The sequence below is a fragment of the Ancylobacter rudongensis genome (genome assembly GCF_900100155.1).
In the GTDB taxonomy this organism is placed as follows: domain Bacteria; phylum Pseudomonadota; class Alphaproteobacteria; order Rhizobiales; family Xanthobacteraceae; genus Ancylobacter; species Ancylobacter rudongensis.
Window position 1 is genome coordinate 181,195 of the sequence record NZ_FMTP01000003.1, and the last position, 23,427, is coordinate 204,621.

General features: G+C 69.7%; 20 protein-coding genes. 8 read left to right on the forward strand and 12 right to left on the reverse strand.

The window, feature by feature from the left end; all coding sequences use genetic code 11:
- Positions 1 to 27: 27 nt before the first annotated feature.
- From BLO63_RS09025 to BLO63_RS09035, 3 genes are all read left to right on the forward strand, one after another.
- Positions 28 to 1,746, forward strand: a complete 1,719-nt coding sequence (locus BLO63_RS09025; protein ID WP_091439327.1) for a nitrilase-related carbon-nitrogen hydrolase — start codon at positions 28 to 30, stop codon at positions 1,744 to 1,746.
- A 108-nt stretch (positions 1,747 to 1,854) separates the two neighbouring features.
- Complete coding sequence (locus tag BLO63_RS09030; protein ID WP_091440384.1) at positions 1,855 to 4,218, forward strand: Tex family protein; 2,364 nt, start codon at positions 1,855 to 1,857, stop codon at positions 4,216 to 4,218.
- A gap of 143 nt (positions 4,219 to 4,361) precedes the next feature.
- Entirely contained in the window at positions 4,362 to 6,062 is a 1,701-nt protein-coding gene (locus tag BLO63_RS09035) for a uracil-xanthine permease family protein (RefSeq protein WP_091439329.1), read from the forward strand.
- 4 nt (positions 6,063 to 6,066) lie between these two features.
- Here the strand turns inward: BLO63_RS09035 and BLO63_RS09040 are convergent, their stop codons facing one another.
- Both BLO63_RS09040 and BLO63_RS09045 read right to left on the reverse strand, forming a co-directional pair.
- Positions 6,067 to 7,314 carry an ArsB/NhaD family transporter gene (locus BLO63_RS09040; protein WP_091439332.1) on the reverse strand — a complete coding sequence of 416 codons (1,248 nt, stop codon included), beginning with the start codon at positions 7,312 to 7,314 and terminating at the stop codon, positions 6,067 to 6,069.
- A gap of 156 nt (positions 7,315 to 7,470) precedes the next feature.
- Entirely contained in the window at positions 7,471 to 8,541 is a 1,071-nt protein-coding gene (locus BLO63_RS09045) for a nucleotidyltransferase family protein (protein WP_091440387.1), read from the reverse strand.
- Positions 8,542 to 8,788: 247 nt separating this feature from the next.
- Here BLO63_RS09045 and BLO63_RS21105 point away from each other — a divergent pair, with 247 nt between their 5' ends.
- The 4 genes from BLO63_RS21105 (at position 8,789) to BLO63_RS09055 (ending at position 10,912) form a co-directional block, all read left to right on the forward strand.
- The gene (locus BLO63_RS21105; protein WP_162841798.1) at positions 8,789 to 8,965 is read left to right on the forward strand and encodes a hypothetical protein; all 177 of its coding nucleotides are present in this window, start codon (positions 8,789 to 8,791) and stop codon (positions 8,963 to 8,965) included.
- A gap of 70 nt (positions 8,966 to 9,035) precedes the next feature.
- Positions 9,036 to 9,227 carry a hypothetical protein gene (locus tag BLO63_RS09050; protein WP_091439333.1) on the forward strand — a complete coding sequence of 64 codons (192 nt, stop codon included), beginning with the start codon at positions 9,036 to 9,038 and terminating at the stop codon, positions 9,225 to 9,227.
- A gap of 141 nt (positions 9,228 to 9,368) precedes the next feature.
- Positions 9,369 to 9,527, forward strand: coding sequence for a hypothetical protein (locus tag BLO63_RS21110; protein WP_162841799.1), 159 nt, complete (start codon positions 9,369 to 9,371; stop codon positions 9,525 to 9,527).
- Positions 9,528 to 9,610: 83 nt separating this feature from the next.
- Complete coding sequence (locus BLO63_RS09055) at positions 9,611 to 10,912, forward strand: hypothetical protein (RefSeq protein WP_091439335.1); 1,302 nt, start codon at positions 9,611 to 9,613, stop codon at positions 10,910 to 10,912.
- An 18-nt stretch (positions 10,913 to 10,930) separates the two neighbouring features.
- Here BLO63_RS09055 and denD read toward each other — a convergent pair whose 3' ends face one another.
- The 3 genes from denD to BLO63_RS09070 are packed head-to-tail and all read right to left on the reverse strand — an operon-like array spanning position 10,931 to position 14,383.
- Positions 10,931 to 11,911 carry a D-erythronate dehydrogenase gene (gene denD, locus BLO63_RS09060; RefSeq protein WP_091439337.1) on the reverse strand — a complete coding sequence of 327 codons (981 nt, stop codon included), beginning with the start codon at positions 11,909 to 11,911 and terminating at the stop codon, positions 10,931 to 10,933.
- Positions 11,912 to 11,945: 34 nt separating this feature from the next.
- Positions 11,946 to 12,953, reverse strand: coding sequence for a 4-hydroxythreonine-4-phosphate dehydrogenase PdxA (locus tag BLO63_RS09065; RefSeq protein ID WP_091439339.1), 1,008 nt, complete (start codon positions 12,951 to 12,953; stop codon positions 11,946 to 11,948).
- A gap of 29 nt (positions 12,954 to 12,982) precedes the next feature.
- Positions 12,983 to 14,383 carry an NAD(P)H-dependent oxidoreductase gene (locus BLO63_RS09070; RefSeq protein WP_091439341.1) on the reverse strand — a complete coding sequence of 467 codons (1,401 nt, stop codon included), beginning with the start codon at positions 14,381 to 14,383 and terminating at the stop codon, positions 12,983 to 12,985.
- A 277-nt stretch (positions 14,384 to 14,660) separates the two neighbouring features.
- Here BLO63_RS09070 and BLO63_RS09075 point away from each other — a divergent pair, with 277 nt between their 5' ends.
- Positions 14,661 to 15,371: a GntR family transcriptional regulator gene (locus BLO63_RS09075; RefSeq protein ID WP_091440389.1), complete on the forward strand. Its 711-nt coding sequence runs from the start codon at positions 14,661 to 14,663 to the stop codon at positions 15,369 to 15,371.
- A gap of 12 nt (positions 15,372 to 15,383) precedes the next feature.
- On the opposite strand, the gene BLO63_RS09080 is transcribed toward BLO63_RS09075, so the two are convergent.
- From BLO63_RS09080 to BLO63_RS09110, 7 genes are all read right to left on the reverse strand, one after another.
- The gene (locus BLO63_RS09080; RefSeq protein ID WP_091439344.1) at positions 15,384 to 16,166 is read right to left on the reverse strand and encodes an enoyl-CoA hydratase; all 783 of its coding nucleotides are present in this window, start codon (positions 16,164 to 16,166) and stop codon (positions 15,384 to 15,386) included.
- Positions 16,166 to 17,353 carry a CaiB/BaiF CoA transferase family protein gene (locus BLO63_RS09085; RefSeq protein ID WP_091439345.1) on the reverse strand — a complete coding sequence of 396 codons (1,188 nt, stop codon included), beginning with the start codon at positions 17,351 to 17,353 and terminating at the stop codon, positions 16,166 to 16,168. The genes BLO63_RS09080 and BLO63_RS09085 overlap by 1 nt, the downstream gene beginning before the upstream one ends.
- 217 nt (positions 17,354 to 17,570) lie before the next feature.
- Positions 17,571 to 18,353, reverse strand: a complete 783-nt coding sequence (locus BLO63_RS09090) for a GntR family transcriptional regulator (protein WP_244517777.1) — start codon at positions 18,351 to 18,353, stop codon at positions 17,571 to 17,573.
- Between the two features lie 138 nt (positions 18,354 to 18,491).
- Positions 18,492 to 20,003: an NAD-dependent succinate-semialdehyde dehydrogenase gene (locus BLO63_RS09095; RefSeq protein ID WP_091439351.1), complete on the reverse strand. Its 1,512-nt coding sequence runs from the start codon at positions 20,001 to 20,003 to the stop codon at positions 18,492 to 18,494.
- A gap of 15 nt (positions 20,004 to 20,018) precedes the next feature.
- Positions 20,019 to 21,242, reverse strand: a complete 1,224-nt coding sequence (locus tag BLO63_RS09100; RefSeq protein ID WP_091439354.1) for an iron-containing alcohol dehydrogenase — start codon at positions 21,240 to 21,242, stop codon at positions 20,019 to 20,021.
- A gap of 77 nt (positions 21,243 to 21,319) precedes the next feature.
- Positions 21,320 to 22,843 (reverse strand): tripartite tricarboxylate transporter permease, encoded by a 1,524-nt coding sequence (locus BLO63_RS09105; RefSeq protein ID WP_091439355.1) that lies wholly within the window; start codon positions 22,841 to 22,843, stop codon positions 21,320 to 21,322.
- Positions 22,844 to 22,870: 27 nt separating this feature from the next.
- Entirely contained in the window at positions 22,871 to 23,374 is a 504-nt protein-coding gene (locus BLO63_RS09110; protein WP_091439358.1) for a tripartite tricarboxylate transporter TctB family protein, read from the reverse strand.
- Between the last annotated feature and the right edge of the window lie 53 nt (positions 23,375 to 23,427).

Sequence of the window (23,427 nt, forward strand, 5' to 3'; positions counted from 1 at the left end):
ACGCTCCCCCTTGCCCGGAGACCGCCGATGACCGCGAAGCTGAAGGTCGCAACCGTCCAGTTCGAGCCGACCATGTTCGAGAAGGAGCGCAACCTTGCCCGCCTCGAAGCGCTGGTCATCGAGGCCGCGCAGGACGGCGCCAAACTGATCGTCACCCCGGAAATGGGCACCACAGGCTATTGCTGGTTCGACCGCGCCGAGGTCGCGCCCTTCGTCGAGCCGATCCCCGGCCCGACCACGGAGCGCTTCGCCGCTCTCGCCCGCGAGCAGGGCTGCCACATCGTCATCGGCATGCCGGAGGTCGATCCGGAAACCAACCTCTATTACAATTCCGCCGTGCTCATCGGGCCGGAGGGCGTGGTCGGCACCCACCGCAAGACCCACCCCTATATCGCCGAGCCGAAATGGTCGGCGCCGGGCGATCGCGGCCATGCCGTGTTCGACACGCCGGTCGGGCGCATCGCCCTGCTGGTCTGCATGGACATCCATTTCATCGAGACCGCGCGCCTGGTCGGCCTCGGCGGCGCCGACATCATCTGCCACATCTCCAACTGGCTGGCCGAGCGCACCCCCGCGCCCTACTGGATCACAAGGGCGGTGGAGAACAGCTGCTACCTCATCGAATCCAACCGCTGGGGGCTGGAGCGCACCGTGCAGTTTTCCGGCGGCAGCTGCGTCATCGGCCCGGATGGGGCGATCGAGGCGGTGATCGACACCGGCGACGGCGTCGCCTGCGTCGAGATCGACCTGGAGCGCGCCCGCGCCCGCCGCATGCTCGGCGAACCCGTGTTCGAGCAGCGCCGGCCGGAGCTCTATATGGAGCTGCCGACCACCACCTTCGCCTGGAATCCGCTCGACTTCTTCACCCTCTACGGCCACCGCCCACTGCCCAAGGGAAGGCGCTCGCAGGTGGCGGTGGCGCAGTTCGCCCCCACCGGCGACGCAAATGCCAATCTCGACCGCATCGAGCAGCTGGCCGCCCAGGCCCGCGCGGACGGGGCCGAACTCGTCGTCTTCCCCGAGCGCGCGATCACCGGCCTCGACGCGCCGGCCGCCGTGCCGGTGGACGGCGCGGCGGTGGCCCGCCTCATCGCCATCGCCACCCGGCATGGCCTGCACCTCGCCGCCGGCCTCGCCGAGGATGAGGGCGGCACGCTCTATAACAGCGCCGTCCTCGTCGGCCCGCAGGGGGTGATCGGGCGCTACCGCAAGACCCATCTCGACGCCTCCGACCATAATTGGGCGACGCCCGGCAATGAGTGGGGCGTGTTCGACACCAAGTTCGGCCGCATCGGCCTGCTCATCGGCCACGACGCCGCCTTCCCGGAAGCCGGGCGGGTGCTGGCGCTGCGCGGCTGCGACCTCATTCTCTGCCCGGCGGCGCTGCGCGGGGCGCTCACCTCAGCCCATGCCGGCACGGCGATCGCCCAGAACTACCCGATCCCAACCGGCGCTGACCCGCATCACTGGCATTTGATGCGGGCGCGGGCGGGCGAGAACAATGTCCACCTCGCCTTCGCCAATGTGCTCGACGAGGCCTCTGGCTATGGCGGCAAGAGCGGCGTGTTCGGGCCGGATACGTTCGAGTTTCCCCGCCGCGAGGCGATCCTCACCGCCGGCGAGGGGGTCGTCACGACGGAGATCGACACCACCAATCTCGACACGCCCTACCCCACAAATGTGGTGCGGCGGAAGGATCTGGTGACGATGCGCCTGCCCCATCACTACCTGCCGCTGATCCGCTAAAGCCGCGCGCCTCATCCACAAGCCACGTCGCGCCGCCTGCGCGGCGTGGCCTTCGTCCGCGTGAGTGAATATGGTCTCGCCTTCCCCTCAAGCGATTCCGTGTTCCGCATGACCGATAAAAGCACCCTCGCCGCCGCCATCGCCCGCCAGATCGCGCAGACGATCGCGCAGGAGATCGGCGCGCGCCCGCAGCAGGCGGAAGCCGCCATCGCCCTGCTCGACGAGGGCGCCACCGTCCCCTTCATCGCGCGCTACCGCAAGGAGGCCACCGGCGGGCTGGACGACACCCAGCTGCGGCTGCTCGGCGAGCGGCTGATCTATCTGCGCGAGCTGGAAGCGCGGCGCGCCGCCATTCTCGACTCCATCCGCCAGCAGGAAAAGCTCACCCCGGAGCTGGAAGCCTCGCTCGCCGCCGCCGTCACCAAGGCGGAGCTGGAGGACATCTATCTTCCCTTCAAGCCCAAGCGCCGCAACCGGGCGGAAATCGCCCGCGAGCGCGGCCTCGGCCCGCTGGCCGACGCGATTCTGGCCGACCGCGCCGCCGTGCCGGCCGAACTGGCGGCCGCCTATCTCACCGAAGAGGTGGCGGATGTGAAGGCGGCGCTAGAAGGCGCGCGCGACATCCTTTCCGAGCAATTCGCGCAGAATGCCGAGTTGCTGGGCCGGCTGCGCGGGCATCTCCGGCAGAACGCCAATCTCCGCGCCCGCGTGGTCGACGGCAAGCAGGAGGAAGGTGCCAAGTTCTCCGACTATTTCGACCATGTCGAGCGCTGGGCCAACGCCCCCAGCCACCGCGCGCTCGCCATGCTGCGCGGGCGCAATGAGGATGTGCTGGCGCTGGAGATCGAAGTCGACGCCGAGGATACCCGCCCGCTGAAGCCAGTGGTGCGGATGATCGCCGAGGCCTACGCCATCGGCGACAAGCTGCCCGGCGACATGTGGCTGATGGAGGTCGCCGGCTGGACCTGGCGGGTCAAGCTCTCGCTGCACCTCTCGCTCGATCTGATGACCGAGTTGCGCGCCCGGGCGGAGAAGGAGGCGATCGACGTCTTCGCCCGCAATCTCAAGGACCTGCTGCTCACCGCCCCGGCCGGCTCGCGCACCACGATGGGGCTCGATCCCGGCATCCGCACCGGGGTCAAGGTGGCGGTCGTCGACGGCACCGGCAAGCTGCTCGCCACCTCCACCGTCTATCCCTTCCAGCCGAAGAACGACGTGCGCGGCACGCAGGCTGAACTCGCCCGCCTCATCCGCGCGCATAAGGTCGATCTCATCGCCATCGGCAACGGCACCGGCAGCCGCGAGACCGAGAAGCTGGTGGCCGAGATGCTGGCCGCCCTCCCCGCCTCCGAAGCCGGCACCAAGCCGCTCAAGGTGGTGGTGTCGGAGGCCGGCGCCTCGGTCTATTCCGCCTCGGCACTGGCGGCGGCGGAATTCCCCGGCCTCGACGTGTCGCTGCGCGGCGCCGTCTCCATCGCCCGCCGGCTGCAGGACCCGCTGGCCGAACTGGTCAAGATCGACCCGAAATCGATCGGCGTCGGCCAGTACCAGCACGATGTCGACCAGTATCACCTCGCCCGCGCGCTCGACGCGGTGGTGGAAGATGCGGTGAACGCGGTCGGTGTCGATCTCAACACCGCCTCCGCCTCGCTGCTGGCGCGGGTGTCGGGCCTCGGCACTGCGCTGGCCGAAGCCGTCGTCGCCCATCGCGACGCCAATGGCCCCTTCGCCAGCCGCAAGCAGCTCAAAGACGTCGCCCGGCTCGGGCCGCGCACCTTCGAGCAATGCGCGGGATTTCTGCGCATCCGCGACGGCGCTGAGCCGCTCGACGCCTCCGCCGTGCACCCGGAAGCCTATGGCGTCGCCCGCAAGATCGTCGCCGCCTGCGGGCACGACCTGCGCAGCCTGATGGGCGACAGCGCCGCGCTGTCCGGCCTCAACCCCGCCGCCTTCGTCGACGAGCGCTTCGGCCTGCCGACCGTGCGCGACATCATCGCCGAGCTCGACAAGCCCGGCCGCGACCCGCGCCCGGCCTTCAAGACCGCCACCTTCACTGACGGCATCGACGACATGAAGGACCTGAAGCCCGGCATGGAGCTGGAAGGCACGGTGACGAATGTCGCTGCCTTCGGCGCCTTCGTGGATATCGGGGTGCATCAGGACGGGCTGGTCCACGTCTCCCAGCTCGCCGACCGCTTCATCAAGGACGCCCATGAGGTGGTGAAGGTGGGCGATGTGGTGAAGGTGCGGGTGCTGGAGATCGACCTCAAGCGCAAACGCATCTCGCTCTCCATGCGCCGCGACGCCGGCGTCGGCGGGGCGAAGCCGCAGGGCGAGCGTGGCCAGGGCGAGCGCGGCCCGCGCGATTCCTCACCGCCCCCGCGCGGCCCCCGCCCGCCGGCCCGAGAGCCGCAAAAGGCGCCGCAGGGCGCCCTCGGCGCGGCGCTGATGGACGCGCTCAAGCGGCGCTGACGCGGGCGTCGCGCTGGCCATCGGCGCGTCTCCTGCCCTTGCGTAAATAGGCGGCGAGGGGCAGTTGGCGACGGCCGATTTTTCGGGCTAAGTCAGTCCCCCAGCGGCGCCCGCTGCACTGGCGCCCCGCATCTCAGGCCCGCATGACCGCGCGCTATGACCTGGAGTCCCGCCCGCCGCACGCCGTCCTGCTGACGGCGGTGGTGCAGCATATGGGGCTGATGGCGGTCACGCTGGTCTTCCCCCTGCTCGTCGCCCAGGCCGCCGGCGCGGACGAGGCGCTGCAGGCGCGCTATCTCCAGCTGGCGATGCTCGCCATGGGCGTGGCGACGCTGGCGCAGGGCTGGGGCGGGCGCCTGTTCGGCCTGCCAAGAATGGGAAGCGGCTTCCTGCTGCCGGCGGTGTTCACCGCGGCCTATCTGCCGGCGGCGCTCACAGCGGCCCGCGCGGGCGGGCTTGAGGCGGTGGCCGGCCTCACCATCGCCGCCGGGCTGACGGAGATCGTGCTCAGCCGGTTCATCCGCCGGCTGCGGCCCTTTCTCCCGGTCGAGATCGTCGGGCTGACCGTGCTGATGATCGGCATCATCCTCGGCATCGTCGCGCTGAAGCTGATTGTCGGCTACGACACCGGCCACCCGCTGGCGCCGACACAGACCGGGCCGGCGCTGGCGGCGCTGGTCGTCATGATCGGCGTCGCCGTGTGGGGCGGGCCGCGTCTGCGCACAATCGCGGTGCTGCTCGGGCTCGGCGCCGGCCTCGCCCTCCACCTGCCCTTCCATCCGCCCACCGGCCCCCTGCACCTCACACCCGAGGATTTCGTGCCCGGAGGGATGGCCTGGCCGCTTTTCGCCCCCCGTTTCGACCTGGTGCTCCTGCCTGGGTTCCTCGTCGGCGCGCTCGCCTGCACGCTGCGCGCCTTCGGCGACGTGGTGGCCAGCCAGAAGATCAACGATCCCGACTGGAAGCGTCCCGACTATGCCGGCATCGAGGCGGGAGTGCTGGCCGATGGGGTCGGAACGCTGGTGGCGGGCCTCATCGGCACGATGGGGCTCAACAGCTATTCCGCCAGCGTCGGTCTGTCGGTGGCGACGCAGGTGCTGGCCCGCCGGGTGGTCATCGGCGTCGGCATTGGCTGGATCGTCCTTGCCTTCCTGCCGCGCGCCGCCACGCTGCTGCTGATTGTCCCGCAGGGCGTGCTGGGCGCGGCGCTGCTGTTCGCCGCCAGCTTCGTGGCGCTGTCGGGCATCGCCATTCTCGGCCAGCGCGTGCTCGATGCCCGGCGCACGCTGACGATCGGGCTGGCGCTGTTCCTCGGCCTCTCCTTCGACGACCTGCCCGGCTTCTATGCCGCGCACCTTCCCCCGGCCCTGCAGCCCTTCATCACCTCCTCGCTCGTGCTGGCGCTGTTGGCGGCACTGGGGCTGAACGCGCTGTTCCGCCTCGGCGCCCGGGCCTCCCACCGGCTGAGCTGGCACGCGCCGGAAGGCGCTGCGCCGCTGCGGCATTTCCTGGCCGAGATCGGCGCCCGCGAGGGCGTTCGGGCGGAAGCGCTGCTGCGCCTGACCCAGCTGGCCGACGAATTCGCCGAGGCGGCGCCGAGCCTCTCGCCCGCAGCGCCGATCGCCGTCGCCGCCCGCTTCGACGAATACGCACTGGAGCTCACCTTTGCGTGGACCGGAAAGGCCCTGACGGCGGGCCCGGCATTGACCCTCGATCCCGACGCCGACGAGGACGCGCAGATGAACGGCGTGGTGTTCGCGCTGATGACCCGCCTTTCCGACCGGATGACGACGTGGGAGCTTCCCGACGACCGGCAGGAACTCACCTGCCGCATCGACCAGTAGCGGCTCAGGGAGCGATCAGCACGATCCAGCCGGCGGCCATCGCCATGCAGGCGAGCGTGACCGGCACGCCGGCGCGGGCGAACTCGCCGAACGAGATTTTCACCCCGCAGGCGGCGGCCTGCTCCACCACGATGATGCCGGCGAGGCTGCCGAAGACGATGAGGTTGCTGGAAAAGCCGGTGCCCAGCGCCAGCGCCGCGCCCAGCGCCTCGGCGTCCTGGCCGGGGGTGAGGAAGGGGATGAGCAGCATGACGGCGGGGTTGTTGCCGACGATGTTGCTCAGCGCGCCGCCGACGAGATAGAGAGCCAGCGGATCGTCGAGATTGAGCCCGGTGGCGCGCAGCCCGCCCAGCAGTTCCTGCGGCAGGCCGGTGGCCGCCATCGCCGCATTGACCACGAACAGCCCCATGATCAGCAGCAGCAGGTCGCCATCGACATGGGCGAGCAGGTCGCGCGAGGCGATCTGGCGGTTGATCAGCAGCACGCCGGCGGCGCCGAGCGCGATCAGTTCGCGCGGCCAGTCGCTGAAGATGAAAGCCGCCACCACGAGGAGCGTCACCAGCCCCGCCTTCGCCGTCTCCACCCGGTTGAGCGGCACCGCGGGCGCGGCCGGCGCGGAGTCCGGGCCCGGCGCCCCGGCGCCCTGCGGCAGAGTCCAGCGGCCGCGATAGATCAGCGCCACGATCCCCCAGACCAGCGGCAGCGAGGCCAGCGCCGGCAGGCCGGCAATGGCGAGGAACCCGTTGAAGGACAGGCCGAGCTGCTGCGCGGCGATCATGTTCTGCGGGCTGCCGATCAGCGTGCCGGCGGAGCCCGTATTGGCGGCGAAGCAGAAGGCGAGCAGGAACGGCACCGGGTTGAGCCCGCGCGCCAAAGTGAGCGAGACCAGCAGCGGCGTCATCGCCACCACCACCACGTCATTGGTCAGCAGCGCCGAGAGCCCGCCGCCGACGCCGACCAGCACCGCCAGCAGCACCGGCGCGCTCACCGGCAGCAGCGCCACGCGTTCGGCGGTCCAGGCATAGAAGCCGGAGACGACGAAGGCGGAAGACACCACCATCAGCCCGAACAGCATGCCGACGCTGGCATAATCGATCGACTCCCACGCCGCCTTCGGGCTGATGCCGCCGGCCACCATCACCGCCAGCGCCCCGACAATGGCGGCGCCGGTGCGGTCGACCTTGAAGCCCGGCAGCTTGCCGAAGCCCATGGCGACATAGACCAGAAGAAAGATCAGGAGGGTCAGGGCCATGGCGGTCACGGTCTCGGCGGAACGGTCGGCGCGGGTCGCCGGAGGCGGCGATGCTTGAACGCCAACGCTTAGGCAGCCGCGCCTGCGGGGGCAAGTCCTCCTACGGGGGCACGTCTTCCTGCGCGGGCACGTCCTCCCGGACGGCCGCCCCGCCGCTCAGCGTTCTTTCGGCGCGCCCGGCGCGATCAGCCGCGCCACATAATGCGACACCATGGCCGGCGCCCGCCGGGGGTTGGCCAGCACCATTCGCCCTCCCGCACCGAACAGCGAGCGGAACGCCTTCAGCGAATGATGCCAGCGCGGCCAGCTGGTGATGCGCTCCAGCATGCGCACCAGCGCCGGGTCGGAGGCAAGCGGATTGGGCAGCCCGAAAAAGCTCTCGGTTAGGGTGAGCAGGCGCTGGGTCGAGCGTTCCCAGCCCGTCTCCCGGACGCGCGCGATCAGCGCTGGGGGCACGACCCCGCCGAAATCGTCATGGATGCGGGTGGCGAAATCGAGCGCCTTCATCAGCGGCACCTCGGCGGTCGCCAGCCGCTCGGAATCGGGGCTGGTGCATTGCGCCAGCGAGCACAGGACCCGCGACAGCGGGTCCAGCCTGGCGATCCGCAGCCCGTCCCAGTCGAGGCTCTCCACCCCGGCGGCGGCGACATCGACCGGCAGCAGCGCCTCATGGGGACCGACGATGGTGCAGTGCAGTTCCACCCGTGCCATCTCGCCCGGATGGAAGAACGGCGGATAATGGCGCGGGCCCGCCACCTCGCTCTCCGAGGCATAGCCCAGCCCCCGCAGCACCGCCATCGCCGCGCGTTGCCGGCTCTCGCCGGCAAACCAGACGTCGAGGTCCATCATCAGGCGTCCGTCGGCGGGGCCGTGCGCCGGCAGCAGGGTGAGCGCCCCCTTGAGCCAGACCGGCTCGAGGCCAGCGGCGTTGAAAGCCGCGCTCAGCACCCGCATCTGCCGCCGGAAACCCTCATTGCGCTCAGTGTTCCAGTCCGCCACCGCCGCCAGAATGTCCGCCACGTCGGCATCCACCCGGTCCTCAAGCCCATGGCGGGCCAACGCGACGGAAAGGGCGGGAAGGAGCCGATGGGTGTCGGCCTGGGCGAGGAGGGCCTGCCAGGGCGGGTCCGACGGCCAGTCCGCCAGCAGTTGGTCGCGGGTGGAGAAGGGCGAGACCAGCGCGCAGAGCTGGCGCAGGCTTTCGAGAGCGGTATTCCGGCGTGGCATGGCGCTTCCCGATAGCTGCTGCAGCGCCACATTGGGCACCAGGTTGGGCGCCGGGGCTTCCGGCGCCGCGCCAACGGTATTGAAGCCCTCCGAGCCGGGCAAGCACGCCGGCGCGCCCGCGACATGACGCCGATAACGGGCCGTGCCGTCGCCGTCAGTTGACGCCCCTTTCCCGGCGGTGCATTTTTACCCCCAGGGCCCGGCCGGTGGCGGACGGGCCGTGCCGCAGCCGACAAGAGGAGAACGCATGGCCACGGACCGCGAACCGACCACCGAGAAGAACGCGCCGGCCCCCGCCACGCTACCGGAAGCCACCGACCCGCGCCGCCGTGCGGCACTGGGCAAGCTCGGCCGCACCGCTGCCTACGCCGTTCCCGCTACGATCAGCCTGATGATGATGTCCCGCTCCGCCCGGGCGAGCTGATGGCGGCAAGGGCCGCGCGCCGTTGCACCATCGGCTCGGTCTTTGGCGCACACCCATTTTGGAGACACGCATGAGCCGCGATGACACGACTGCCGACAGCGCCAAGATCCCGCCCGCTGGTGAGGCCGACATCGCGGCGTCGGCTGTCGTGGCCGATACGCGCCGCCGTGCGGCGCTGTTGAAGCTCGGCCGGGCCGCCGCCTATTCCGTTCCGGCCACGGTCAGCCTGATGGCGATGACCCGGTCCGCCCGCGCCTGCTGACATCCGCGCCGCGGGGTTGGGGCAAGCCATGCCCCGGCACCGATCGCGCATCGGAAATAATCGACAACAGCCCTTCCCGGGGCGCATCTAGAAAGCCGCGCCCCGCCTCGGGAGCCGGCCGCCGATCGCACGGAGTGAATGATGTCCGCAGAAGACGACGCCCGCCCCGTCAAGAAGGCCCAGCCGATCGCCGATGAAAACCGGCGCGCCGCCCTGCGCAAGCTCGGTAAGGTCGCGACCTATGGCGTGCCGGTGACGCTCAGCCTGATGTCGATCCGCCACGCCGCCGCCGCCAGCTAGGAACACGCCGCTTTGTCGGAGGTCGTTCAGTGCGGCGGGCGTCGGGCCCCAAGCCGAGTGCCTGTGCCGGGTGACGGTTCGCGATGACGGACCGCGCTTTCCCGGAAACGACCCGCGACAGCGGCACCGAGCCGCGCTTCTATTTCCGCGTGCTCGACGACCTGCTCTTTGTCTTCGACAGGGAGCGGGAGATGGCGCACGCCCTCAATGCCCCCGCCGCGCGGCTCTTCCTCAGCCTGCCGGACGCCTTCACCGCCCCCGCCGCGCTCGGCGAAGCGGCGGCACTCGGCCCGCAGGACCTGCACGATTGCCTTGCGGCATGGGGGACATTCGGCTGGACCGAGCGGGATGAGGCCGGGCGGGTGCGGCTGAAGGGCCACTCGCCACCCGATCCTGATCCGCCCTCCCCGACCGGGCCGGCCCCGGGTGCCGACGAAACGCTGATCGAGAGCGGCCAGGTGCGGCTCGCCGAACGCTCCGTGGCGTTCCGTCTGCTTGTGGGGGAGTCGCCGACGCCGATAGGGGCCGCCGGCGCCGTGGCGCGGGACGCCGAGCCGGCGGATGCGGACATGCTCGCGTCGCGGCTGGCCAGCGGCCGGCGCATGTTCGGCTTCTTCGGCGGCTTCCTCGATCCGCTGCCCGATCATCATCCCCCTGTGGCGACCATCGACCTTGTCGTCAGCCAGGAGGGGTTCCTCCTGCGTTGCGGCGCGCGCCTTCTGTTCTCCGACCAGGTGGTGATCGCGGTCGGCAAGGCGCGGTTGTGGCTGCTCGACCTCGCTTATCGCGATCCCCGCCCTTCCGTCTTCGTCCATGGCGCCGGGCTGGCGACAGACGAGGGGTCCATGGTGCTGGCGGGGGTGTCCGGTGCCGGCAAGAGCACGCTCTCGGCCTATCTGGTCACACGCGGCTGGCGCTTCGCCACCGACGATTCCCTCGCTTTGGGATTCCGCCAAGGCGAGACGGTGGTTCTCCCATTCCCGGGCGCGATCAATATCAAGCCGGGCAGCCTCGCCACCCTGCTGCCCTTCCACCCGCAACTGGCGGCGCTGCCGCTTATTGGCGAGGGCGAGAAGCGCGGGCGCTACCTCCCGGTGCCGCTCCATCTCCATCTGCGGACTGATGGCGCGGAGAAACGCGTGCGCGGCTTCGTGTTTCCCCGTTTCGAGCCGGGCGCGCCGCTGAGAGTGGAGCCGCTCTCCGCCGCGCGGGCGCTGCTGGAACTGATGGAAGCGGAATTCGATCTTGCCGAGACAGCCGGCGCGGCCGAACTCGACGCCTTCTTCGACACGCTGGAGCGGCTGCCGCGCTACGCCATCGTCTATAGCAACCTCGCCGAGATGGAGGCCGCGCTGCGCCGGCTGGTGGCTGGCGCGGACGCCTGAGTCCTGTGCCAATCCTGGTCAGGGCGCCGGCAGGCGCCCGCCCAGCTCTTCCGCGATATACGTGTCGAGGATGGCGGCGAAGTCCGCATCGCCGACAAAGCCCAGCGCGCGCGCCCGTGCCGCATCGAAGCGCTGCGGCCAGCTTCCCACCACCCGCGCCACCGTCGGGTCCGGCGCGCGGCGGATCAGCCCGGCCACCCGCGCGCCCGCCCGCGCCCGCAGCGCCGCGATCTGCTCGCCCACGGTCACGCTGACACCCGGCATGTTGAGGCTGCGGCGGGCGCCGAGCGGTCCGGTGTCGAGGCTGGCGGCGTGGAGGAGATAGGACACGGCGGCGCGCGGCGAGGCGATCCACACCCGCATCGCCTCATCGACCGGCAGCACCGCCTCCTCACCGTTCAGCGGCTCGCGCATGAGCGAGGAGAGGAAGCCCGACAGCGCCGCATTCGGCCGGCCGGGGCGCACGCACACGGTGGGCAGGCGCAGCGCCAGAGCGTCAATGAAGCCGCGCCGGCTGTAATCGGCCAACAGCAGCTCCACCATCGCCTTCTGCACCCCATAGGAGGAGGACGGCGCGCAGAGATAATCGTCATCAACCACCTCCGGGCACGGCGCGCCGAACACCGCGAGCGAGGAAGCGAACACCACGCGCGGCCGATAGTCCGGCAATGCCCGGATCGCCTCCAGCAGCGCCCGCGTGCCGTCGAGATTGACCCGGTAGCCTTCCTCGAACCGCGCCTCCGCCTCGCCGGAGACGATGGAGGCGAGGTGGAAGATCACTGCCGGCCGGCCCGCCACCAGCTTTTCGGCGGCGCCGGGGGCGGCATAGTCGCCGGAATGGCACTCCACCGCGAAGGGCAGCGGCGATGCCGGCGCGGGGTCGACCACGTCGTGCAGCACGGCGGTCGTCACTGCCGCCCCGCCGAGCCCTTCCGCCGCCAGACGGGAGAGCAGCTTGCGGCCGAGCATGCCGGCGGCACCGAGGATCAGGATCTTCATCGGCGGGTCTCCGTTCAGGACGCCTCGGCTTTTATCAGGCCGCCGGCGCCGCGTCCCGGCGCGCCCGCGCCATGCGGCAGGCGACATCGAACGCCGCCTGGATGGCGCCCCAGCCGGCCTCGCCCTTGCCATAGCGATCGAAGGCGGTGCCGTGCGCCGGCGTGGCGATCGGGATCGGCATGCCGCCATGCACGGTGACGCCGCGCGAGAAGCCCATCAGCTTCATCGCGATCTGCCCCTGGTCGTGATACATGGTGACGATGGCGTCGAGCTCGTCCTTCTTCAGGAACAGCGTGTCGGCGGGGAACAGGCCGAGCACCGGCAGCCCCTGCGCCCGCGCCGCCTCGATGGCGGGGGCGATCACGTCGATTTCCTCGCGGCCGAAGCTGCCATTGTCGCCGGCATGCGGGTTGAGCCCGCACAGGGCGATGCGCGGCGCCGCCACGCCCACCCGCACCAGCGTCGAGTGAATGAGCCGGATCGCGCCGACGATGCGCTCCTCGGTCAGCAGCCCCGCCACATCCTTCAGCGGCACATGGCTGGTAACGCGGCTGGTCCATAGCCCGTCCAGCGCGTTCAGTTCGCCATAGGGGCCGTTGGGCTGCAGCATTTCGGCGAACCAATGGGTCTCGTCGGGATGGCCGAGCCCGCCCAGATGCAGCGAATGCTTGTTCAGCGGGGCGAAGCACACCGCGTCGGTCACGCCGGCCGTGGTGTACTCGATCGCCCGGCGCAGCGTGTCCATGGCGTAGCGCCCGCCATTGGCGGTGGAGACGGCGCGCTCGAACGGCGCCTCGCCCCGGCCGCGATAATCCACCAGCACCGGCACGCCGGGGGAGAAGGCCGGGCGCTCGGCATCGCCCGCCAGCGCATAGTCGAAGCGCGCGCCGCAGATCCGCATGGCTTCTTCCAGCTCGTCACGGTCGGCGACGATGAGAATGTCGGCGGCGTCGCGGTTCGGCGCATGGGCGAGCAGGCGGACGACGAGTTCGGCGCCGATGCCGGCGGGGTCGCCGGGCGCGATGGCGATGCGGGGGGTCATGGCAGTCTCCTTGATGTCGGCGCGAAGCGTCAGGATTGGGCCGGCGCGCCGAAGAACGCCGCGTCCTGCAGGCGGCGCAGCGCCAGCAGTTCGGAGCCCTCGTCCACCGCGATGTCGGCCATGGTGATCAGCTGCCCGGCCGCCACCGGCCGGGCGAGCGTACGGTTGGCGGCGAGGTAGAACGGCGCCGGCGCGTCCGGTGTCAGCGCTCTCGCCGGCACCAGCTCCGCTGTTGCGCCCTCGATCGTGTGGTGATGCCCGCCCATGGCGAGCACGCCGCCGGCCGGCAGGGGCTGGGTGGCGCGGGCGACGAGGTCGAGATGCGGGCGCGGGTCCAGGCCGCCGCTGGAGGCACCGAGCAATGCCGCCTCAAGGATGGTGGTCGCCGCTTCTATGCCGAGCAGATGGCGCGGCAGATAGAGCATGGCGGTGGCACCGGAGCGGGAGACGACATGGCCCTTCTCCGCCAGCATGTCCCAGGTCTCGCGGTCGGTGCAGCGCACCACCACGAACACGCCGCCGGCAAAGCTCGGCTCGTGCGGCGCCCGCAGGCAGTGGAACACGTCGATCCGCTGCTCCCCGGCCAGCAGCCCGCCCTCGGTGCGGCCGGCGAGCAGGTCCGGCACTTCGCTGATGCGGGCGATCGGGGCGTGCAGGTCCGGCCGGTCCGGCAGGAACCCGGTGGCATTGCCGACGACGAGCAGTTCGCACAGGTCAGGCACGGCGCGCTGCGGCAGCATGGCGGCGACCTCCGCCCGCGCGGCGACGATCTCGGCGGCCGGGCGCGTGCCGATGGTGAGATGCGCGGCCATCCCGGGGGCGGCGATGGAGCGGCCATTGCTGGTCAGCTCGTCGGTGGCGGCGTCGAACACGAAGTCATATTCGCTCGACTTGCCGGCGGCGACGATCTCGAAGCCAAGCGTCTGCGCCCAGGTGATAAGCCCGATCAAGAGGCTCGGCTGGTCGCCATCCACCGGCGTCGCCACCACGCCGCGCGCCGCCGCCAGGCGGGCAAGGCCGGGGCCGACCACGCTGTCGAGCTCTTTTGAGACCACGGCGAGATGCTTGCCGGCTTCAAGGGTGAGCCGCGCATGGCGGGCGCCGGCCTCGGGATGGCCGGTCGCTTCCACCACCACTTCGACGGGCAGGCCGAGCACGGTGGCGAGATCGCCCGCCGCGACGAAATCGCCGGCCGCGAAGGCCGCCTGCGCCTCCTCCGGCGTGGTGCAAAGATGAATGCGCGCCGGGTCGATGCCGACCGAGGCCAGCGCGCGGGCGGCGACCTCCGCCTCGCGGTCGACGGCGACCCGGCAGCGCATCATCGGCACGCGCAGGCCCTGCGCCAGGAAGCTGCGGCCGAAGCCGCCAGTGCCGACGACGCAGGTCTCGACCGGGCCCCGGTCGGCGGCGAAATAACGATGGTAGTTCATAGCTTGCCTCGGTGTCGCAGGACCTCGGTCACGGTCCGCCCGCGCGGCGGCGCCGGGAATGACGAGGAACGCGCGCGCGGCGATTCAGCCCGCGCGGGCGCGGATGAATGCAAGCGCAGGACGGCGCCCGCAGCGGCGGCACCTCGCCCTCGACATTTCCTCGCGTTCCGGCGCCTCTTGCACGGGCCTTCGTGAACTCGCGACACATATTGCATGCAATCAGCGGCGGAAATCAACCCGTCTGGACCAATAATGCCGAATGTGCCACGATGTTTGCATGCAATACGCGCCCGACACCGCCACCCCAGAGCCTGCCCCGGAGGCCCGCAGCCTGCGCGGGCGCAGCGCCGCCTTTGTCGCCGAGCGCATCCGCGAGCGCATCCTCTCCGGCCAATTGCCGCCGGGCGAGCGGCTGTCCGAGCGCAGCCTGACCGAGGGGCTGGGCGTGACCCGCACCCCGCTGCGCGAGGCGTTCAAGATCCTGGAAGCCGAGGGCCTGCTCGCCATCGTGCCCAATCGCGGCGCGCAGGTGGTCGAGCTGTCGCCGGCCGATGTCGACATGGCGATGGAGCTGCTGGCCGGGCTGGAGAGCGTGGCGGCGGAGCTGGCCTGCGCGCGCGGCACGGACGAGCAGTTCGCGAAAGTTGCCGGGCTGCACGCCCGCATGGTCGCCTGCCAGCGCGCGGGCGATCTGGTCGGCTATTTCCGCGTCAACCAGGACATCCACCAGCACATTGTCGACTGCGCCCACAATCCCGCCTTGTCGCGGGTCTACCGCACGGAGAGCGCGCGGGTGCGGCTCTATCGCTTCGCCGGCAACCGGGTCAGCGCCCGCTGGAGCCGGGCGGTGAGTGAGCATGAGCAGATTCTGCTGGCGCTGCAGCAGCGGCAGGGCCCGCTGCTGCGCGAATTGCTGCGCGCCCATCACCTCAATGGCTGGCGCGTCACCCGCAAGGTGCTGGAGAACGAGCTGCAGCCGGATCTGTAAGGGCAGGCGCGTTCAGCTGCCGGTCCAGTTCGGCAGCGCCTTGGTCTTGGCGAGGAAAGTCTCGACGCCCCGGCGGAAATCGGCGCTGCCATAGACCTCCGCCACAATCGCCTCGATGTCGGGCAGCGTGCCCAGCGCCAGCAGGCGGATCGTCTCCTTGCTGGCGCGCGTGGTCAGCGGTGCGTTTTCCGCCGCGCGGGCGGTCAGCGCCGCGATCTCGGCATCCATCGCCCCCGGTTCGACGATCTTCAATAGGAAGCCCTTGTCGAGCATTTCCTGCGCGGTGATGATCTCGCCGAGCAGCACCATCCGCTTGGCGATGCCGACGCCGACCGCGCCGCCGATGCGAGCCATGGAGAGCGCGGAGAGGCAATTGCCCAGCGTGCGGCCGATCGGCGAGCCGAAGCGCGCGCCCGGTGTGGCGAGGCGGAAATCGCAGGCGGAGGCGATGTTGAGCCCGCCACCCACCGCCCAGCCATCGACCACGGCGAAGGTCGTCACCGGAATGGCATCCACCGCCGCCATGCATTCGTCGATCCGGTGCTCGTAATCGAGCCCGTCAGTGCCGCTGGTGAATTTCGTGAAGCCTGAAATGTCGGTGCCGGAGACGAAGGCCTTGCCGCCGACGCCGCGAAACACCGCTGCCCGGATCGAAGAATCCTCCGCGATCCGCAGCGCCGCATCGCGCAGGCCGAGCCACATGTCGGTGGTCAGCGCGTTATGCGCCTCGGGGTTGTTGAACCGGACGAAGGCGACGTCGCCTTGGCGGTCGAAATCGATGCGCGGGCTGCTCATCACACAGTCTCCTTGCGGGTCGCGTGCTTCAGCAGCCCCTTCTCCACCAGCTCGCGGCGCAGTTCGGCGCCATGCTCGTCCAGCAGCGGCGGCGGCAGGCGGATTTCCTGCGGCGTCCCGCTCATCTTCACCGGAAAGCCGAGCGCGCGGAATTCGCCCTCCACCGGGTGCGGCACCATCTGCACCATCTCGCGCGCCACCGCCTGCTCGCTTTCCACCGCCTCGCCATAGTCGAGGATCGGCGCGGTCGGCACGCCTGCTTGCGTGAGCGCGTCGATCCACTCTTCGCGGGTGCGGGTGAGGAAGGTCGGCGCCAGCTCTTCCATCAGGGCGAGGCGGTTGGTCACCCGCGCCGCATTGGTGGCAAAGCGCAGGTCGTCCTGCAATTCGGTGCGGCCCAGCACCTTGAGGAAGGTGAGCCACAGGCCTTGATTGGCCGCGCCGATGACGAACCAGCCGTCGGAGGCTTCCACCGCCTGATAGGGCGCCGACATGCGGTTGGCCGAACCGATTGGGGTCGGGGACTTGCCGGTGCCCCACAATTCGGTGGTCTCCCAGATCGAGAGCGCCAGCGCCGCCTCGAACAGCGAGGCGTCGATATGCTGGCCCTCGCCGCTGGTCTGCCGGCCGATCACCGCGCTGAGAATGGCGTAGGCGCTGAACAGGCCAGCACCGAGATCGGCGACGGCGATGGAGTTTTTTGCCGGCTCCATATCCGGGAAGCCATTGGAGCTGAGAATGCCGGACACCGCCTGCGCGATCAAATCGAAGCCCGGCCGTTGCGACCACGGCCCGGTCTGGCCGAAGCCGGAAATGCTGGCATAGACGAGGCGCGGATTGATCGCCTTCAAGGTCGGGTAGTCCATGCCGAGCCGGCCGGCGACGCCGGGGCGGGCATTTTCCACCAGCACGTCGGCGGTTTTCACGAGGGCGTAGAGCACCTCGCGATCTTCAGGCGACTTCAGGTCGAGCGTGATCGAGCGCTTGTTGCGGTTGAGCGCCAGAAAGCCCGGGCTGTCGCTGCCTTTCAGGCGGAAGCCCATGGAATGGCGGGTCGAGTCACCCGTGCCGGGCGGCTCGATCTTGATCACGTCGGCGCCCATATCCGCCAGCAGCATGCAGCAGAAGGGCCCCGCCATCACCTGCGAGATGTCGAGCACGCGAATGCCTTGCAGGGGCAGCGCCATCAGAAAATCCTCCCGTTTCGAGTGCCGTCGACCCGCGCCTTGGCGGCGCGCCGTGCTGGACGGCCTGTTTCTTCGCGGCCGGCGCCTACCGGCCCGCCCCAGTTGGGACGGCCGGCCGGGCGCGAAACGCCCGGGCGGCACGCGCCATCGGTCATTACATATATCCTATATGATTTTGCCGGCGAGCAAAACCCCGCCCCACCCTGCCGGGCGCGGCTCAGCGCCGGCGCGAACGCCCGCGCCGGCTCGTTCCATCGGGCGTGGGCGTCTGCGCGGCGGCGAGGCGCTCCTGCTCTTCCAGCACGACGTTCATCCGCGCGCGCGAGGCTTCCAGATGCGCCCGCATCGCCCGCTCGGCCGCCACCGGGTCGCGCGCCAGCAGCGCTGATATGATCGCCTCGTGCTCCTGCAGCGCCTTGGTGGTGGCGTTGGTCTTGAACAGGAAGCGGAAGATGTGGAGATGGGCGTGCAGCCCCTCCACCGTCTCGGCGATGAAGCGGTTGCCGCTCGCCGACGCCACCAGATGGTGCAGCCTGGCGTCGCCCTCGGCGAACTGGGCATAGGCCAGCTCGTTGCCGGTCTGCGCGTCGGACATCTCCCCGGCAAGGCCGGCGAGGCGCGCCAACGCGCCATCCTCCGCCTTCTGCGCCGCGAACGCCGCCGCCGCCGGCTCGATCAGCAGGCGCAGCTCGAACAAATCGTGCACCTCCCGCCGGGTCAGCAGCTCGGCGGCGCGGAAGCCGACATTGGGGATCTTGTAGGCGAGCTTCTGCGCCTCCAGCAGCGTCAGCGCCTCGCGGATCGGGGTCTGGGAAATGTCCAGCTGCCGCGCCAGCGCCTCGATGCCGATATGCGCGCCGGGGGCGATCTTCATCGTCACCAGCATGGAGAGCAGCTGCTCGTAGGCCAGTTCCACCAGCGACTGCGGATAGGCCGGCCGCCGCTCGTCGAGTGTGACCAGCCGCGCGAAGGACAACGGCTCCTGATTGTTGGCAGCCATGAGAATCGAACCCAAACCCCGGATGATATAAGATATAGGTTTTCATCATTCCCACCAAGCCGGCAGCCGGGCCCGCCTTCACGCGGCTGCCTCCGGGCGGGCGGCGGGCTCCGTGGGGGCCGCCCGCCCGGAGGGCCTTCACCAGTTGACCGCGATATACTTGGCCTCGGTGAATTCCAGCAGGCCGTGATGGGCGCCCTCGCGCCCGAGCCCGCTCTGCTTGACGCCGCCGAACGGCGCCGCCGGATCGGAGACAAGGCCGCGATTGAGCGCCACCATGCCGTAGTCCAGCCGCTCGGCCAGCTGCAGGCCGCGCTTCATGTTCTCGGTGTAGACATAGGCGGCGAGGCCATATTCGGTGTCGTTGGCCATCCGCACCGCGTCCTCGACATCGGTGAACTTCACCACCGCCGCCACCGGGCCGAAGATCTCCTCGCGCAGCAAATCGGCATCAAGTGACACATCGGCCAGCACCGAGGGGGGATAGAAGAAGCCCGCCCCATCAGGCGTCTTGCCGCCGAGCCGCACGCTGGCGCCCTTGGCCACCGCGTCGTTCACCAGCGTCTCGATCTTGTCGATGGCGGCGCGGTTGATCATCGCCCCGCACTGGCTGGCGGCGTCGGTGCCGGCGCCCATCTTCAGCGCGCCCATCTTCGCCACCAGCTTGTCGACGAAGGCGTCGTAGATGCCCCCCTGCACATAGAAGCGGTTGGCGGCGGTGCAGGCCTCGCCGGCATTGCGCATCTTGGCGATCATCGCCCCGTCAATGGCGGCGTCGAGATCGGCGTCGTCAAGCACCAGGAACGGCGCATTGCCGCCCAGCTCCATCGAGCAGTTGATGACGTTGTAGGAGGCCTCGCGCAGCAGGATGCGCCCGACCTCGGTGGAGCCGGTGAAGGAGAGCTTGCGCGTGCGCCGGTCGCGCAGGATGGCGCGGCACACGCCGGCGGGGTCGGAGGTGTTGATGATATTGACCACGCCCGCCGGCACGCCGGCCTGGCGCAATATCTCGCCCACCGCCAGCGCGGTCAGCGGCGTCTCTTCCGCCGGCTTGAGGATGCAGGTGCAGCCCGCCGCCAGCGCCGGGGCGATCTTGCGGGTGGCCATCGCGGCGGGAAAATTCCACGGCGTGATCAGCAGCGAAACGCCGATCGGCTGGTACTGCACCATGATGCGGTTGCCGCCGGCCGGGGCGATCGAGATGTCACCATTGATGCGCACCGCCTCCTCCGCGTACCAGCGGAAGAACTCGGCCGCATACATCACCTCGCCGCGCGCGTCCGGCAGCGCCTTGCCATTCTCCAGCGCGATCAGCTGGGCCAGCCAGTCGACATTGTCGACGATGGCCTGGAAGCAGCGCTGCAGGATAACGGCGCGGGCGCGCGGCGGGGTCGCGGCCCAGCCGGCGGCGGCCGCTTCGGCAGCATTCAGCGCGGCCATGCCGTCGGCGATGGTGGCGTCGGCGACCGAGGTCAGCACCCCGCCGGTCGCCGGGTCGAGAATGTCGATGCGCTGGCCCCCGGCGCCGGGCACCCAGGCGTCGCCGACCAGCAGGTCGGTCGGCACCGGGAAGGCCGCCGCCTCGAAACCGGGAACGAGATAGGTGTTGCCGGCCGTCTGGACCGTCGCGGCTGGAGTGGTGAGGGTCATCGCTTATATCCCGTGTCAGAGGTCGCGCAGGCCGGCGCGTTCGCCTGCAAAGGCGGCCTGGGTGATGTTCAGCATGGCGGCAAGGTCGAGCGGGCGCGGGTTGTTCTTCACCAGCCGCTCTGCCTTCAGCGCGCCGGCGGCCACGTCCTGCTGCTGGTCGGCGCCAAGGCCCAGCGCCTCCAGCGAGCGCGGAATGCCCACTTCAGCGAACAGCTTGGCCACCTCGTCGATGAAGAGCTGCGAGCGCGCTTCCACGCCCATGCTGGCATGGCCGAGGCCGACCACACCGGCCAGTTCGGCGAAGGCGTCCGGATTGGCGGAACGGTTGAACTGCATGACATAGGGCAGTAGCGCCCCCACCCCGTCGCCATGCGAGGTGTGGGTGAGGTTGCCCACCGGGTATTGCAGCGCATGCGCCGCTGCCGTGCCCGAGGTGCCGAAGGCGCAGCCGGCGGCGAGCGAGGCCAGCATCAGCCCCTCGCGCGCCTCGACATCGCTGCCATCGGTGCAGGCGCGGGCGAGATAGCGGAACACATTCACCACGGCGAGCTTGGCGAAATGGTCGGAGAGCAGGTTCTTGCCGATGAACACATGCTGCTCGGTCAGCAGCGGCTCGGCCGGGCGGGTCTTGCTGGTAAAGCCTTCCACCGCATGGGCGAGCGCATCGGCGCCGGAGCAGGCGGTCAGCCCCTTCGGGCAGGTCATGGTCAGCTCGGGGTCGCACACCGCCATGTGCGGAATGATGTAGGGGCTGGCAATGCCGATCTTGGTGCCGCGCCCGCTGTCGAGGATCACCGCCACTGGCGTCACCTCCGAGCCGGTGCCCGCCGTGGTCGGCACGGCGATCAGCGGCAGCACCGGGCCGGGCACGGCGAATTCGCCATAATAAGCGCTGACCTCGCCGCCATGGGTGAGCAGCACCGACACCACCTTCGCCATGTCGATGCAGCTGCCGCCGCCAATGCCGATGATGCTGTCCGGCTTGAAGTCGCCAATGCCGGCGACGCATTCGTTGATGGACTCGATCGGCAGGTCGGCGATGGTGCGGTCGAACACCCGCGCTTCCACGCCATGGGCCTGCAGATCCTTCAGCAGATCGGCAAAGACGGGCAGCTGTGCCAGCCGCGCATCGGTGCACACTAGCGTGCGGGCGCCGATGCGGGCGGCGGCGGCGCCGATGACGTGGCGTTGGCCGCCGCCGAAGAGGATGGTGTGGGGCAGGCGCAGGGCTCCGAACATGGCGGCTCTCACTGGCTAAAGGTTGCTTGATACCTCTTGGAACATGCGCCGGCCGGACCGCCGCATCTCGGCGAGGCCTAGGGTCGGGAGGTCTGGCCTTCCTCGGCGCCGCGCCGGAACAGCCCGCCGAACAGCGCGGTGAGCAGCGGCAGCGACAGCAGCAGAATGCCGATCCCCATCATGGTGGCGACGAGCGACCCCTCGAAGAACACGCTGAGCGAGCCGCCGGAAGACAGCATGGACTGGCGGAAGGCGTCCTCCGCCTTGTCGCCCAGCACCACCGCCAGCACAAAGGGGGCGAGCGGGTAGTCGAGCTTCTTGAACACATAGCCGACGAGGCCGAAGGCCAGCGCCACCCAGATGTCGAAGATGTGGTTGGAGACGGTATAGGCGCCGATCAGGCAGATGATGGCGATGAGCGGGCCGACCACGGTGAAGGGCGCGCGCAGGATCCAGGCGAAGATCGGCACGGTGGCGAGCACCAGCACCACGGCGATGACATTGCCCAGATACATCGAGGCGATCAGGCCCCAGACGAAATCCGGCCTTGTGGTGAACAGCATCGGGCCGGGGGAGAGGCCCCAGATCATCAGCCCGCCCATCATCACAGCCGCCGTCGCCGAGCCCGGCACGCCGAGCGCCAGCATCGGCAGCAGGGCGCAGGAGCCGGCGGAATGGTCGGCGGTCTCGGGGGCGACGATGCCCTCGGGTTCGCCCTTGCCGAAATACTTGCCGCGGCGGGAGAAGCGCCGGCCGAGCGCATAGCTCATGAAGGAGGCCGCCGTCGGCCCGCCCGGGGTGATGCCCATCCAGCAGCCGATCAGCGCGCTGCGCAGCAGCGTCACCCAGTAGCGCGGCAGCTCGGCCAGGGTGCGCAGGATCACCCGCAGGCTGAGCTTGGCCTTCACGCCCTCGAACTTGTAGCCTTCGTCGATGGTGAGCAGCAATTCGCCGATGCCGAACAGGCCGATGACGACGATGAGGAAGGAAATGCCGTTGGTGAGCTGGGTGATGCCGAAGGTCAGCCGCCCCTCGCCCGAGATGGTGTCCATGCCCACCGTGCCGACGGCAAGGCCTAGCATGATGCAGACCAGCGTCTTGAAGGGCGAGCCGCCCGCCATGCCGATGAAGCTGGCAAAGGCCATGAAGTAGACGGCGAAATATTCTGGCGAGCCGAACTGCAGCGCGAAATTCGCCACCCAGCCCGACAGCAGCGTGATCACCACCACGCCGACCATGGCGCCGAAGCCGGCGGAACCGAAGGCGAGAGTGAGCGCGCGCACCGCCTCGCCCTGCTTGGCCATCGGGTGGCCGTCAAAGGTGGTGGCGACGGAGGAAGGCTCGCCGGGAATGTTGAACAGGATCGAGGTGGTCGATCCGCCGAACAGCGCGCCCCAATACATGGAGGTGAGCAGGATGATCGCCGCAATCGGGTCCATGGTGAAGGTCAGCGGCAGCAGCAGCGACACGCCGTTCGGCGCACCGAGCCCCGGCAGCACGCCGACGACGAGGCCGAGCAGGACGCCGATCACCATGATCATGACGTGATGCATGGTGAGGGCGACGACGAACCCGTCCATCAATTGCCCGAAATTGCCCATGACGCTTCCTCAGTCCGTTCTTGTTCTTCAGTAGATGCCGAAATATTCGAGGATGGGTCCCTTGAGCAGCGGGACCATGAACAGCTTCTCGAACACGATGAAGTTGAGCGCGATCACCAGCAGCGCCGCCGCCAGGCTGGTCAGCGTGCGGAATCCGGCGGAAACGCGCATCGTGTAGAAGATGTACAGGCCCATGCCGATATAGAGGCCGAGCCAGGCCGAGATCGCCGTCATCGCCACGATCGGCAGCACGAAGGCCACCAGCAGGCGAAGCCGCGCCCCGTTGATGAACGGCTCCTCGGGCACGGCGCCGGCGTGGTGCACCCCGGCATGCTTCCACACGGTCTGCACCAGGGTGGCGAGGCTGCCGAGCAGGATCAGGCAGCCAATGCCGAAGGGGAAATAGCCGGGCTCGGGCCCGCCCGGTCCCCAGCCAATGCCGTTCTCGGTCGAGCCGTAGCAGATCAGCGCGCCGACACTGCCGGTCAGCACCGCCGTCGCCACTTCCATGGTCTTGCGGGTTATTTCCATCGTCTTCACTCCGCGGGAGCCCGGGACGCCGGCAACACCGGCGCCCCGTCTCG